This window comes from Stenotrophomonas sp. JC08, assembly GCF_052180205.1.
Classification (GTDB): Bacteria; Pseudomonadota; Gammaproteobacteria; order Xanthomonadales; family Xanthomonadaceae; genus Stenotrophomonas.
Genome location: NZ_CP197473.1, coordinates 2,428,017 through 2,440,840, shown reverse-complemented (window position 1 = coordinate 2,440,840; position 12,824 = coordinate 2,428,017). Strand labels below are relative to the sequence as shown.

The following is a 12,824-nucleotide window of genomic DNA, read 5'->3' as shown; positions in this document are numbered from 1 at the left end:
CGGGCGGGCTCAGTTGCGTGACATGTCCGGATCGCGCACGCCCAGCCGGCGCATTTCCAGCACGGTGGGCATGATCGACTCGATGCGGGCATCTATGCGTGCCCGGCTGACGTAATCCAGCCCGGGCTGCTTGAGCAGGTTGTTGAACTGGATCAGCGCCTGTTCCGGGCGACCGTTCAGGTAGGCGGCCTCGGCATAGGCCTCGCTGGCGCGGGCCGGGTCGCCGGCCAGCTCGCAGGCGCGGGCGAACAGGCGCTGGAACACCGGGTCGTCGCCGGAACGCGCCAGCAACGGCCGCAGCATGGCCTGTGCACGCTTGCCGGCCGCTTCGCCGCCCTGCTCGTTGAGCGCCTGCGCGTAGGTCAGGGCCACGGCGCGATTGCGCGGCAGCCGCTGCAGCAGCGCCTCGAAGCGCTGGTTGGCCTCGCCGCGCATGCCGCTGCGCGATTCCGCTTCGGCCAGTGCCAGGTTCACCCACAGGTTGTCCGGATATTCACGCTGCAGCTGCTGCAGGTCGGCCAGTGCCAGGCGGGTGCTGTCGCCGCCGTCGCGCAGCCGGGCGATGGCCACGCCGTAGCGCTGCGGATCGTTCAGGCCGTCCTTCTGGCTGCGGCGCAGGCCTTCGTACTCGTGCACCAGCTCCGAGGGTGTTGTCGCGCTGAGCACGCGCAGGCGCTCGCGCGCCCAGTCGAACTGGCCGGTTCCGCCCCGGGCCATGCCGGCGGGTGGCAACGACAGCTGCAGCCCGCCGGGCAGCAGGGGGTTGCCGGTGGCCAGCGGATCGCGGATATCCGGCTGGGTCGGGTCCACCCGCTCCTGGCGCACGCCGCCGGGAGTCGTCGTGGTGAGCAGGACGGTGTCCTTCTTCATCTGCTCGGCGCGGGATTTGGCTTCGCTGATGCGGGTGATGTTGACCGGGTGGGTGCGCAGGAAATCCGGCGTGCTGTAGCCGCCCTCGTTGCCGCGCATCGCCGCGGACATGCGCTCGAAGAAACCGGCCATCGCATCCACGTCATAGCCGCTGTGGGCCAGGGTGCGGATGCCCAGGCGGTCGGCTTCCGATTCGTTGGAGCGGGTGAAGTTGATCTGCCGCTGCTGCATCAGCCCCATGCCGGAGGTGATGGCCGCCATCGTCGCGTCGCTGGCGGAATTGCCGCCGGCCTGTTGCGCGGCCACCACCGCGGCGAGCATGCCCAGCAGGATCGGGATCTGGTCGCGCTGGGCACGTTCGACCCCGCGCAGCACGTGCTGCTGGGTGACGTGGGCGATTTCGTGTGACAGCACCGCGGCCACCTCGTCCTCGCGCTCGGCGGTCAGCACCAGCCCGGCATTCATGCCGATGTAGCCGCCCAAGGTGGCGAAGGCGTTGATCTGCCGGTCCTTGAGCATGAAGAAGGTGAAGGTCTGCCGCGGCTGCGCACTGTTGGCACCGAGGCCGCTGCCCATGGTCTGCAGCCAGTCATCGATCAGCGGATCATCCAGCAGGTAACCGTAGTTGCGCAGCTCGCGCAGCATCATGCCGCCGTATTCGGCCTGGCGGGCGGGGGTGAGCAGCTCGCCGGCCGAGGAGCCGATATCCGGCAGCTTGGTGTCCTGGGCAGCGACGGGCAGGGCGATGGCCAGGGTCAGGGCGGTGGCAAGCAGCAACGGGCGCAAGCGGTAACTCCGGTAAGGCTGGATGGAGGATGGCGGGGAAGGGGCGGACGGGTGTGAAGCGCAGGTTAATCCGGTGTGTTCCATCGGTGACATCGAAAATCCGCATGCCCGCTACCATATGCAGACAATATTCCATGCGAGGAGTTTCCCGAGTGAGCCTTTCGACCCCGGATGCCGCCACTGGCGCTGCTGCCATCACCATCTACTCCACCGCCGTGTGCCCGTACTGCGTGGCCGCCAAGAACTTCCTGCAGAGCAAGGGCCAGACCTGGACCGAGGTGCGTATCGATCTGGACCCGGCCGCGCGCGAGAAGATGATGACGCTCACGCGTCGCACCAGCGTGCCGCAGATATTCGTCGGCGACGTCCATGTCGGCGGCTACGACGACATGATGGCGCTGCACCGCGCCGGCAAACTGGATGAGCTGTTGCGCTAAGGCGGCACTGCCGCCTGCAACGGTGCATGCCCGGCCAGGGATGGTCGGGCCGGGCCATCCGAAGCCGGACCTGCGACGCCAAGGAAGGTAGTCGTTTCCAGGGGAAGTACGATCATGAGCGGACAAGAAAAAAACGACCGGTTGGCGGAATTCACCGAGTTCCGCCAGCGCATGAACCAGCGCATCCTGGCCGAGCCCAACCAGGTGGTACGGCGCTTCTTCGCGCTGGATACCCAGACCTACCAGGCCGGCGCGCTGGATGTGAAGACCAAGGAGCTGCTCGGTCTGGTGGCCTCGCTGGTGCTGCGCTGTGACGACTGCATCAGCTACCACGTGGCCCAGTGCAAGGAGGCCGGGGTCAACCGTGAGGAGTTTTTCGAAACCTTCTCGGTCGGGCTGGTGGTCGGTGGCTCCATCGTCATCCCGCACCTGCGGCGGGCGGTGGACTTCCTCGATCAGCTCGAAAACGGCGCCGTCCAGGCACCGGCCGGGCACGATCACAGCTGAACCAGACCTTGGTCCAGTTGGGGGCGGGGGAGGGGATCGGGCATAATTGCGGACTGAAACCTTTTCAATAGCGCCGGTATCCGGGCAGCCGGATGGCGTTTTCCCCTCTCCTCCCTGTTTGGAATATCCAAAATGACGCAGACAATCACCGTTATCCGCGGCGATGGTATCGGCCCGGAAATCATGGATGCCACGTTGTTCGTGCTTGATGCACTGAACGCCGGCCTGACCTACGAATACGCCGACGCCGGCTTGGCCGCGCTGGAAAAGCATGGCGAGCTGATGCCGGCCGCCACGCTGGAATCGATCAAGAAGAACAAGGTCGCGCTGAAGAGCCCGCTGACCACGCCGGTCGGTGGTGGTTTCAGCTCGATCAACGTCGCCCTGCGCCGCCAGTTCGACCTGTACGCCAACGTGCGTCCGGCGATCTCGTTCCCGAACACCAAGGCGCGCTACGACGACATCGACGTGATCACCGTGCGCGAGAACACCGAAGGCGCCTACTTGGCCGAAGGCCAGGAAGTGTCGGCTGACGGCGAGACCGCGTTCTCCGGCACCCGCATCACCCGCAAGGGCTCCGAGCGCATCGTGCGCTACGCCTTCGAGCTGGCCAAGAGCACCGGCCGCAAGAAGGTCACCGCCGTGCACAAGGCCAACATCATCAAGTCGACCTCGGGCCTGTTCCTGGACGTGGCGCGCGAAGTGGCCGCCAAGTACCCGGAAATCGAATTCCAGGAAATGATCGTCGACAACGCCTGCATGCAGCTGGTGATGCGTCCGGAACAGTTCGACGTGATCGTCACCACCAACCTGTTCGGTGACATCATTTCCGACCTTTGCGCCGGTCTGGTCGGCGGCCTGGGTCTGGCCCCGGGTGCCAATATCGGTGCCGACGTGGCGATCTTCGAAGCCGTCCACGGCACCGCCCCGGACATCGCCGGCCAGGGCAAGGCCAATCCGTGCGCGCTGCTGCTGGGCGCGGCGCAGATGCTGGACCATATCGGCCAGCCGCAGAATGCCGAGCGCCTGCGCAAGGCGATCGTTGCGACCATGGAGGCCAAGGATTCGCTGACCGGCGATCTGGGCGGCACCGGCAGCACCATGGAGTTCGCCAAGGCGATCGCCAGCCGCGTCTGATCGGCCGGACTGCAGACTGTGGTTGTGGAAACGGAGCGCTTCGGCGCTCCGTTTCTGTTTCAGGCGGCCTGTGCGCCGGGCGTTGCAGCGGCCCTTCTGGCAGCGCCGTGACATCGCCGTGACGTGGAAGTAAGGCATCGCAGCCGGGGCGGACAGTACGTGCCGCAGGTCTGCCGCCCTTGGGGCATGCCGGACAAAAAAAGGGCGCCTTGCGGCGCCCCGGATGCTGCCTGTTGCCGTCGCTTTCAGTCGCGTGACTGCAGCTTGGACAGCAGGCGCAGGAACTCCAGATACAGCCACACCAGCGTGACCATCAGGCCGAACGCGGCATACCACTCCATGTATTTCGGTGCACCCGCTTCCACGCCGCTTTCGATGAAGTCGAAGTCCAGCACCAGATTCAGTGCCGCGATCACCACCACGAACAGACTGAAGCCGATGCCGATCAGGCCCGATTCATGGATGAAGGGAATCTGGATGTTGAACAGGCCCAGCACGATCGTGGCCAGATACACCAGCGCAATGCCGCCGGTGGCCGCGACCACGCCGAGCTTGAAGTTCTCGGTGGCCTTGATCAGGCCGCTGCGATAGGCGAACAGCAGTGCGAACAGCGTGCCGAACGTCAGGATCACCGCCTGGAACACGATGCCGTCGAAGCGGGCTTCATATACGGCCGAGATCGCGCCGAGGAAGAAACCTTCAGCCAGTGCGTACAGCGGCGCGCTGACCGGTGCCCAGGTCTTCTTGAAGATCGTCACCAGCGACAGGATCAGGCCGGCGATCAGTCCGCCCCACAGGTAGAACATCGCCGCCGGCGCCAGTTCACCGGTGCTGGTAAGGGTGTTGTTCCATGCGAATGCCGCGGTCAGCACCGCCAGCAGCAATAGCAGGCCGGTCTTGTTGACCGTGCCGTTGATGCTCATCGCATCGGCGCCGCGTGACACCACGCTGCCGTTGCCAAGATCGAGGAAGGTGGATTCGGACAGGGCCGGGTTGCCGCTACGCATGTACTGCTCCGCTTCGGGAAGGATGGAAGGCGTTGCAAGCATATCCGCATTGGACAATTTGCAATTTGCCGTTGACAGATGGCGCCGCAGTTCCCACAATAGCCGGCCTTTCGGGGATAACCCGGGAGATTCACCGCCGGGGTATAGCGCAGTCTGGTAGCGCGCCTGCTTTGGGAGCAGGATGTCGGGGGTTCGAATCCCTCTACCCCGACCATCACATGCCCTGGCATGCGTTGGAATGCGACAATCCGGTCAGAGCGCCCGTAGCTCAACTGGATAGAGCACCGGCCTTCTAAGCCGGCGGTTACAGGTTCGATTCCTGTCGGGCGCGCCAATCGGCGCAAGCGGTAGGCGGTTTTTCAGTGGTGGCTGTAGCTCAGTTGGTTAGAGTACCGGATTGTGATTCCGGTGGTCGGGGGTTCGAATCCCCTCAGCCACCCCACTGGTTTATGAGGCGCCGATATCAAATTCGGGGTTTCAAAAAAGACAAGGGTGCGGTAACATTCGCTCCCTGATTTTCGGGGCCGTTAGCTCAGTTGGTAGAGCAGTTGACTCTTAATCAATTGGTCCAAGGTTCGAATCCTTGACGGCCCACCAACAAGACAGCCATCTGCCAGCCAGGTGGCTGTTTTCCCTTCAAGTGAGGGAGCCGCATCCAGTGCGACCGGTGTTGCAGGCGAAAGCTTGTACACCTCCAGTTTCAGGGCCGTTAGCTCAGTTGGTAGAGCAGTTGACTCTTAATCAATTGGTCCAAGGTTCGAATCCTTGACGGCCCACCAAACTGAAAAGCCGCCAGAGCAATCTGGCGGCTTTTTCATTGCCGGCCAGTGCGGAGGCTGTGATGCGGCCTTCCGCTTTGAGGCGGCTCCTGCAACAATGCCGGCCTGAATCGGCAGCGCGAAAGTGGCGGAATTGGTAGACGCCCTGGATTTAGGTTCCAGTGCCGCAAGGCGTGGGGGTTCGAGTCCCCCCTTTCGCACCATCTTTGGATGTGTCCGGTCTTCTTTCCCGATGCCCCTCCGGCATTGCGGTCATTGCGGTGGGCTGGAAGCGCTCGCCGGAATCGGCGAAACTAACGGGCTGGCGTGGATACGTGCGCCACTCATAATCCGTTTCAACCACATCGAGCCGGGGCCAAGATGCCGCCGGTGGCAGGAGTCCACATGCAAGCTTCGATCGAATCCACCGGCAATCTGGAACGCCGCCTGACCTTCTCCCTGCCGGAGGAGCGCCTGCAGACCCACATCAACGGCCGTCTGGGTGAGATCGCTCGCACCGCGCGCATCAAGGGCTTCCGCCCGGGCAAGGTGCCGGCCAAGGTGATCGAACAGCGTTTCGGACCGCAGGTGCGCGCCGAGGCGGTGGAAGGCCTGCTGCGGGAAACTTTCGATGCGGCGTTGCGCGAGCATGAGCTGCGTATCGCCGGCAATCCGCGCATCGACAAGGCGGGCGAGGGCGAGTTCGACTTCGTTGCCACCGTCGAGCTGATTCCGGATTTCGGCGATGTCGACGTGACCAAGCTCAGTGTGGTGCGCCACAGCGCCGAGATCAGCGATGCCGACATCGACCAGATGATCGAGAACCTGCGCGCCCAGCGCCGCAGCTGGAAGCCGGTTGCGCGTGGTGCGCAGGAAGGAGATCTGGTCGGCCTGGAGACCTGGTCGCAGGTCGGTGACGAGCGCCTGCCAGCCGAAGGGGCCGAAAAGGGCACCATCATCATCGGCCAGGGCATGATGTTCGAGCCCATCGAAAAGGGCCTGGTCGGCCTGGCCAAGGGCGAGGAAAAGACGCTGGACGTCGATTTCCCGGCCGACTGGCGCGTGCCGGCACTGGCGGGCAAGTCGGCCAAGGTCACCGTCAAGGCGGTTGAGGTGTCCGAGCAGGACGTGCCGGAAGTCGATGCCGCGTTCATCAAGAGCTTTGGCGTGAAGAACGGCGATCCGGAGCAGTTCCGCGCCGATATCCGTTCCAACCTGGAGCGCGAGCTCAAGGGCGCGCTGATGAACCGCCTGCGCCGTGAAGTGGGCGAGCAGCTGATCGCCGCCTATTCGTCGGTCGAGCTGCCGCCGCGCCTGGTCGAGAATGAAGCCCGTGCGATGCTGGCGCAGCAGATCGAGACGATCCGTCGCCAGGGCGGCAATCCGGGTGAAGTCCCGGCCGATGCCCATGAAGGCTTCAAGGACGCCGCTTCCAAGCGCGTGCTGGTCGGCCTGCTGGTCGGCGAGGTTGCCCGCAAGAACGAGCTGCGCCTGGAGCCCAAGCGCCTGAACGAAACCATGCGCCTGATCGCCTCCACCTACGAAGAACCGGAGCAGGTCATTGAGATGTACCGCAATGATCCCCAGCTTATGGCTGGCCTGCAGAACCGCGTGATGGAAGAGCAGGTCATCGACTGGATCGCCGAGCGTGCCCAGCACACCGAGCAGACGCTGTCGTTCCAGGAAGCCATCCGCCCGTAACGGCGGGTTGTTCGATCCCCGCGTCACTGGCGCGGGGCGTTTCTCTCAAGACAGGTGCCTCACGTAATGGATAACCGAGCCAAAGCATTGAACATGGTTCCGATGGTGGTCGAGCAGACCGCCCGTGGCGAGCGCGCCTATGACATCTATTCGCGCCTGCTCAAAGAGCGCCTGATTTTCCTGGTCGGTCCGATTGACGACCACATGGCGAATCTGGTGGTGGCGCAGCTGCTGTTCCTGGAAGCGGAAAATCCGGAAAAGGACATCAGCATCTACATCAATTCGCCCGGTGGCGTGGTCACCGCCGGCATGGCGATCTACGACACCATGCAATACATCAAGCCGGACGTGAGCACCATCTGTGTCGGCCAGGCCGCGTCGATGGGTGCGTTGCTGCTGGCGGCCGGCGCGCCGGGCAAGCGTTTCGCGCTGCCCAATTCGCGGGTGATGATCCATCAGCCGCTGGGTGGCTTCCAGGGCCAGGCCACGGATATCGACATCCACGCCCGGGAAATCCTCACTCTGCGCGCGCGTCTGAACGAAGTGCTGTCCAAGCACACCGGGCAGTCGCTGGAGACCATCGCCCGCGATACCGAGCGCGACAACTTCAAGAGCGCGGCAGACTCGGTGGCCTACGGCCTGGTCGACCAGGTGCTGGAGCGCCGTCCGGACGAGTCGATCCAGGCGTCTTGATGGTCAAAAACGCCGGAAAATACGGCTATTCCACAGGGTCGGAGTTGGACTGGTGTCCATCCGGCCCTGTGCTATTCTCGAATTCGAATCCCCTGTTCATGGGGGAGAGCAACTGGGTAAGCGAAGTATGAGCGAAGACCGGCAAGGTCGTTCCGGGGACAGCAGCAAGATTCTCTACTGCTCGTTCTGCGGCAAGAGTCAGCATGAAGTACGCAAGCTGATCGCGGGCCCGAGCGTGTTCATCTGCGATGAATGCGTGGAGCTGTGCAACGACATCATCCGTGAGGAGCTCGAGGAAAAAGCCCAGTCGGCACGCAGCTCGCTGCCCAAGCCGAAGGAGATCCTCGAGGTCCTGGACCAGTATGTGATCGGCCAGACCCGCGCCAAGCGCACGCTGGCGGTGGCCGTCTACAACCATTACAAGCGCATCGAGAGCCGTCAGAAGAACGACGACGTCGAGCTGTCCAAGTCCAACATCCTGCTGGTCGGCCCGACCGGCTCGGGCAAGACGCTGCTGGCCGAAACGTTGGCGCGGCTGCTCAACGTGCCGTTCACCATGGCCGATGCGACCACGTTGACCGAAGCCGGCTATGTCGGCGAGGACGTGGAAAACATCATCCAGAAGCTGCTGCAGAAGTGCGACTACGACGTCGAGAAGGCGCAGCAGGGCATCGTCTACATCGACGAGATCGACAAGATCTCGCGCAAGAGCGAGAACCCGTCGATCACCCGTGACGTGTCCGGCGAAGGCGTGCAGCAGGCGCTGCTGAAGCTGATCGAAGGCACCGTGGCTAGCGTGCCGCCGCAGGGCGGTCGCAAGCATCCGCAGCAGGAATTCCTGCAGGTGGACACCAAGAACATCCTGTTCATCTGTGGCGGTGCGTTCGCCGGCCTGGACAAGGTGATCCAGCAGCGTTCCTCGGAAACCAGCAGCATCGGCTTCGGTGCCAAGGTCAAGAGTGCCGAGCGCAAGCAGGAGATCGGCAAGGTGCTGGCCGAGGTCGAGCCGGAAGATCTGATCAAGTTCGGCCTGATTCCGGAGTTTGTCGGCCGCCTGCCGGTGGTCGCGACGCTGGAAGAGCTGGACGAGCCGGCGCTGATCAAGATCCTGACCGAGCCGAAGAACGCCATCACCAAACAGTTCAAGAAGCTGTTCGAGATGGAGAACGTCGAGCTGGAGTTCCGTCCCGACGCCTTGGCGGCGATCGCCAAGAAGGCGATCAAGCGCAAGACCGGTGCCCGCGGCCTGCGCACCATCGTCGAGTCGGTGCTGCTGGACACCATGTACGACCTGCCGTCGGAAGAAAACGTCAGCAAGGTGGTGGTGGATGAATCGGTCATCGAGAACCGGTCGGCACCCTATGTGATCTACGAGGTGCCTGAGACGGTGGCACCGGCCAAGGCCGCTTCCGGCGACTGAGTGCCGTCAGCGGAACGCATGGTTTCCGGCTTTGCCTGCCGGTTCAGTCTGTAGACGATCCGCCTCTTGCAACACCCTGCCGATGGCCCCATAACGGGGCCATCGGCTTTTTATTTCGGCCTTCCAGCAGCCTGTTGCGACGGGCTGTTCCCATGGATTCACGCGGAGCCCCCCTCATGGCCCAGTCCCAACTCGAAGTCCTCGACCTGCCGGTCCTGCCACTGCGCGACGTGGTGGTGTTCCCGCACATGGTCATCCCCCTGTTCGTGGGGCGCGACAAATCCATGCAGGCGCTGGAGCGCGCGATGGAGGCGGATAAGCGCATCCTGCTGGTGGCGCAGAAATCGGCGGAAACCGATGACCCCGCAGCCGCCGACCTGTACAGCGTCGGCACGCTGGCGCAGGTGCTGCAGCTGCTGAAACTGCCCGACGGCACCATCAAGGTGCTGGTCGAAGGCCTGTCGCGCGTGAATGTGAACAAGGTCTACGAGCATGAGGGTGCGCTGCAGGGCCAGGGCGTGGAGGTCGACTCGGATGACAGCCGCGAGCCACGCGAGATCGAGGCGATTGCCCGTTCGCTGATGTCGCTGTTTGAACAGTACGTCAAGACCAACCGCAAGCTGCCGCCAGAGCTGTTGCAGACGTTGGCCGGCATCGAGGAGCCGGCGCGGCTGGCCGACACCATCGCCGCACACATCGGCGTGCGCCTGGCCGACAAGCAGAAACTGCTGGAAACCCTGCAGGTCGGTGAGCGCCTGGAAATGCTGGTCGGCCTGGTCGATGGCGAGATCGATGTGCAGCAGCTGGAAAAGCGCATCCGCGGCCGGGTGAAGTCGCAGATGGAAAAGAGCCAGCGCGAGTACTACCTCAACGAACAGATGAAGGCCATCCAGAAGGAGCTGGGCGATCTGGACGACGCCCCGGGCGAACTGGAAGAGCTGGCCCGCAAGATTGCCGAGGCCGGCATGCCCAAGGCGGTCGAGGCCAAGGCCAAGAACGAACTCAACAAGCTCAAGCAGATGTCGCCCATGTCGGCTGAAGCCGCGGTGGTGCGCAACTATCTGGAGTGGCTGCTGGGCGTGCCGTGGAAGAAGCGCACCAAGGTGCGCAAGGACCTGAAGGCCGCGCAGGACACGCTGGATGCCGATCATTACGGCCTGGACAAGGTCAAGGAGCGCATCCTCGAATACCTCGCGGTGCAGTCGCGGGTGAAGCAGATGAAGGGGCCGATCCTGTGCCTGGTCGGGCCGCCGGGTGTCGGCAAGACCTCGCTGGGCCAATCCATCGCCAAGGCCACCAACCGCAAGTTCGTGCGCATGAGCCTCGGTGGCGTGCGTGACGAAGCCGAGATCCGTGGCCATCGCCGCACCTATGTCGGTTCGATGCCGGGCCGCATCGTGCAGAACCTCAACAAGGTCGGCAGCAAGAATCCGCTGTTCGTGCTGGATGAGATCGACAAGATGTCGATGGACTTCCGCGGCGACCCGTCCTCGGCGCTGCTGGAAGTGCTCGATCCCGAGCAGAACAACGCGTTCAACGACCACTACCTCGAGGTCGATCTGGACCTGTCCGAGGTGATGTTCGTGGCGACCTCCAATTCGCTCAACATCCCCGGCCCGCTGCTGGACCGCATGGAAGTGATCCGCATCCCGGGTTACACCGAGGATGAAAAGCTCAACATCGCCACCCGTTACCTGGCGCCGAAGCAGCTCAAGGCCAATGGCCTGAAGCCGGAAGAGCTGGCGATCGAGGAAGATGCGATCCGCGACATCGTGCGCTACTACACGCGTGAATCCGGCGTCCGCAATCTTGAGCGTGAAGTGGCCAAGATCTGCCGCAAGGTGGTCAAGGAGCTGGCATTGGCCGGTCCGCAGCCGGTCAAGAAGACTGCGGCACGCAAGTCGGCCAGGAAGCCCAAGGCGCTGGTCGTGGTGGATGCGAAGAACCTGGACAAGTATCTGGGCGTGCGGCGCTACGATTTCGGCCGGGCCGAAGAGCAGAATGAAGTCGGCCTGGTGACCGGTCTGGCCTGGACCGAAGTGGGCGGCGAGCTGTTGCAGGTCGAGTCCACGCTGATCCCCGGCAAGGGGGCGGTGACGTTGACCGGCCAGCTCGGCAACGTGATGAAGGAGTCGGCCACGGCAGCCCTGTCGGTGGTGCGCGCGCGCGCCGAAGCGCTGGGCATCGATGTGGATTTCCTGCAGAAGCACGACGTGCACCTGCATGTGCCCGATGGCGCCACGCCGAAGGATGGCCCCAGTGCCGGCATCGCGATGGTGACCTCGCTGGTGTCCACCCTGACCAAGGTGCCGGTCAAGGCGGAAGTGGCGATGACTGGTGAAATCACCTTGCGCGGGCGTGTTACCGCGATTGGCGGTTTGAAGGAGAAGTTGCTGGCCGCATTGCGTGGCGGCATCCGCACCGTCGTCATCCCTGAAGAAAACCGCAAGGACCTGGCGGACATTCCGGCTAACGTCACGCGTGATCTGGACATCATTCCGGTGAAGTGGATCGACGAGGTGCTGGACATCGCACTGGAGTCGCCGCTGGTGCCCAAGAAGGCCCGCAAGAGCGCGCAGCGGATGACGGTGAAAGGCAAGGCCAAGGCATCTCCGGCGCCGCGCGTCAAGCATTGAGTGTGTCGTAAAAAGCCTTGAAACCCGCGTCGTTATTGGCTTTTCAACTTGCGCGGGAAAGGGGCGGCTGGTATAAAAGTGCGACTCACGTACCTGTAAAAACGCAGGCGACGTGTTTCAAAGATTTTTGCGGTTGCCGTTGCGAGCCATGCATGCGGCAACCCACCCAACTATTCCGCGGCAGTGCCGCAAAGGGAGTTTTACCTACATGAACAAGACCGAATTGATTGATGGCGTTGCCGCTGCTGCCGACCTGTCCAAGGCTGAAGCCGGCCGTGCAGTGGATGCCGTCATCGCCGAGATCACCAAGGCGCTGAAGAAGGGCGATGCCGTGACTCTCGTCGGCTTTGGTACGTTCCAGGTTCGCGAGCGCGCCGAGCGCACCGGTCGCAATCCGAAGACGGGTGACACCATCAAGATCGCCGCTTCGAAGAATCCGGCTTTCAAGGCTGGCAAAGCACTGAAAGACGCTGTAAACTAAGCGGCTCACCCAGGGTGCTTAGCTCAGCGGTAGAGCGTCTCCTTTACACGGAGAGGGTCGGGGGTTCGATCCCCTCAGCACCCACCAGGCATCACGGGTAACGAGTTTGAAAGTGGAGCGGTAGTTCAGCTGGTTAGAATGCTGGCCTGTCACGCCGGAGGTCGCGGGTTCGAGTCCCGTCCGCTCCGCCACTTCAATACAGGCCTCTGAGAAATCGGAGGTCTTGTTTTCTGAAGTCCACGGACTTGGAAAACAAACAGGTTAAATGCGGAGCGGTAGTTCAGCTGGTTAGAATGCTGGCCTGTCACGCCGGAGGTCGCGGGTTCGAGTCCCGTCCGCTCCGCCATTTATTCTGGCATTCTGCGGAATGCTTGTTTTGCAGGGAAACCTG

General features: G+C 63.2%; 10 protein-coding genes and 9 tRNA genes. 17 read left to right on the top strand and 2 right to left on the bottom strand.

Annotation, left to right across the window (positions count from 1 at the left end):
* Positions 1-9: 9 nt before the first annotated feature.
* A complete protein-coding gene (locus tag ACSBPQ_RS11255; RefSeq protein ID WP_442682229.1) occupies positions 10-1,656 on the bottom strand; it encodes a M48 family metalloprotease in 1,647 nt (548 codons plus the stop codon).
* A gap of 152 nt (positions 1,657-1,808) precedes the next feature.
* On the opposite strand from ACSBPQ_RS11255, the gene grxC reads away from it, so the two are divergent.
* The 3 genes from grxC (at position 1,809) to ACSBPQ_RS11240 (ending at position 3,737) form a co-directional block, all read left to right on the top strand.
* A complete protein-coding gene (gene grxC, locus ACSBPQ_RS11250) occupies positions 1,809-2,093 on the top strand; it encodes a glutaredoxin 3 (protein ID WP_442682228.1) in 285 nt (94 codons plus the stop codon).
* Positions 2,094-2,207: 114 nt separating this feature from the next.
* The gene (locus tag ACSBPQ_RS11245; protein ID WP_442682227.1) at positions 2,208-2,600 is read left to right on the top strand and encodes a carboxymuconolactone decarboxylase family protein; all 393 of its coding nucleotides are present in this window, start codon (positions 2,208-2,210) and stop codon (positions 2,598-2,600) included.
* 132 nt (positions 2,601-2,732) lie between these two features.
* Entirely contained in the window at positions 2,733-3,737 is a 1,005-nt protein-coding gene (locus ACSBPQ_RS11240; protein ID WP_442682226.1) for an isocitrate dehydrogenase, read from the top strand.
* A gap of 245 nt (positions 3,738-3,982) precedes the next feature.
* Here the strand turns inward: ACSBPQ_RS11240 and ACSBPQ_RS11235 are convergent, their stop codons facing one another.
* The gene (locus ACSBPQ_RS11235) at positions 3,983-4,744 is read right to left on the bottom strand and encodes a Bax inhibitor-1/YccA family protein (protein WP_442682225.1); all 762 of its coding nucleotides are present in this window, start codon (positions 4,742-4,744) and stop codon (positions 3,983-3,985) included.
* A gap of 137 nt (positions 4,745-4,881) precedes the next feature.
* On the opposite strand from ACSBPQ_RS11235, the gene ACSBPQ_RS11230 reads away from it, so the two are divergent.
* From ACSBPQ_RS11230 to ACSBPQ_RS11165, 14 genes are all read left to right on the top strand, one after another.
* Positions 4,882-4,958 (top strand) — tRNA-Pro (locus ACSBPQ_RS11230).
* A gap of 43 nt (positions 4,959-5,001) precedes the next feature.
* Positions 5,002-5,078, top strand: a tRNA-Arg gene (locus ACSBPQ_RS11225).
* A gap of 31 nt (positions 5,079-5,109) precedes the next feature.
* A tRNA-His gene (locus ACSBPQ_RS11220) sits at positions 5,110-5,186 on the top strand.
* 79 nt (positions 5,187-5,265) lie between these two features.
* A tRNA-Lys gene (locus ACSBPQ_RS11215) sits at positions 5,266-5,341 on the top strand.
* Positions 5,342-5,447: 106 nt separating this feature from the next.
* Positions 5,448-5,523, top strand: a tRNA-Lys gene (locus ACSBPQ_RS11210).
* Between the two features lie 118 nt (positions 5,524-5,641).
* Positions 5,642-5,726, top strand: a tRNA-Leu gene (locus tag ACSBPQ_RS11205).
* A gap of 181 nt (positions 5,727-5,907) precedes the next feature.
* The gene (gene tig, locus ACSBPQ_RS11200; RefSeq protein WP_442682224.1) at positions 5,908-7,203 is read left to right on the top strand and encodes a trigger factor; all 1,296 of its coding nucleotides are present in this window, start codon (positions 5,908-5,910) and stop codon (positions 7,201-7,203) included.
* A 66-nt stretch (positions 7,204-7,269) separates the two neighbouring features.
* Positions 7,270-7,896 (top strand): ATP-dependent Clp endopeptidase proteolytic subunit ClpP, encoded by a 627-nt coding sequence (gene clpP / locus ACSBPQ_RS11195; RefSeq protein ID WP_442682223.1) that lies wholly within the window; start codon positions 7,270-7,272, stop codon positions 7,894-7,896.
* A 127-nt stretch (positions 7,897-8,023) separates the two neighbouring features.
* Positions 8,024-9,316, top strand: coding sequence for an ATP-dependent Clp protease ATP-binding subunit ClpX (gene clpX, locus ACSBPQ_RS11190; RefSeq protein ID WP_442682222.1), 1,293 nt, complete (start codon positions 8,024-8,026; stop codon positions 9,314-9,316).
* Between the two features lie 176 nt (positions 9,317-9,492).
* Positions 9,493-11,952, top strand: a complete 2,460-nt coding sequence (gene lon, locus ACSBPQ_RS11185; RefSeq protein ID WP_442682221.1) for an endopeptidase La — start codon at positions 9,493-9,495, stop codon at positions 11,950-11,952.
* A gap of 208 nt (positions 11,953-12,160) precedes the next feature.
* Positions 12,161-12,433: an HU family DNA-binding protein gene (locus ACSBPQ_RS11180; protein ID WP_054657149.1), complete on the top strand. Its 273-nt coding sequence runs from the start codon at positions 12,161-12,163 to the stop codon at positions 12,431-12,433.
* A gap of 12 nt (positions 12,434-12,445) precedes the next feature.
* A tRNA-Val gene (locus ACSBPQ_RS11175) sits at positions 12,446-12,520 on the top strand.
* A 27-nt stretch (positions 12,521-12,547) separates the two neighbouring features.
* Positions 12,548-12,624: transfer RNA gene (locus ACSBPQ_RS11170), tRNA-Asp, on the top strand.
* A 78-nt stretch (positions 12,625-12,702) separates the two neighbouring features.
* Positions 12,703-12,779: transfer RNA gene (locus tag ACSBPQ_RS11165), tRNA-Asp, on the top strand.
* Positions 12,780-12,824 lie beyond the last annotated feature (45 nt).

What these genes read in the sequence shown, in the direction of transcription:
- ACSBPQ_RS11245 (WP_442682227.1), top strand. Translation starts at nt 2,208, where the DNA reads ATGAGCGGACAAGAAAAAAACGACCGGTTGGCGGAATTCACCGAGTTC.
- ACSBPQ_RS11240 (WP_442682226.1), top strand. Translation starts at nt 2,733, where the DNA reads ATGACGCAGACAATCACCGTTATCCGCGGCGATGGTATCGGCCCGGAA.
- ACSBPQ_RS11235 (WP_442682225.1), bottom strand. Translation starts at nt 4,744, where the DNA reads ATGCGTAGCGGCAACCCGGCCCTGTCCGAATCCACCTTCCTCGATCTT.
- tig (WP_442682224.1), top strand. Translation starts at nt 5,908, where the DNA reads ATGCAAGCTTCGATCGAATCCACCGGCAATCTGGAACGCCGCCTGACC.
- clpP (WP_442682223.1), top strand. Translation starts at nt 7,270, where the DNA reads ATGGATAACCGAGCCAAAGCATTGAACATGGTTCCGATGGTGGTCGAG.
- clpX (WP_442682222.1), top strand. Translation starts at nt 8,024, where the DNA reads ATGAGCGAAGACCGGCAAGGTCGTTCCGGGGACAGCAGCAAGATTCTC.
- lon (WP_442682221.1), top strand. Translation starts at nt 9,493, where the DNA reads ATGGCCCAGTCCCAACTCGAAGTCCTCGACCTGCCGGTCCTGCCACTG.
- ACSBPQ_RS11180 (WP_054657149.1), top strand. Translation starts at nt 12,161, where the DNA reads ATGAACAAGACCGAATTGATTGATGGCGTTGCCGCTGCTGCCGACCTG.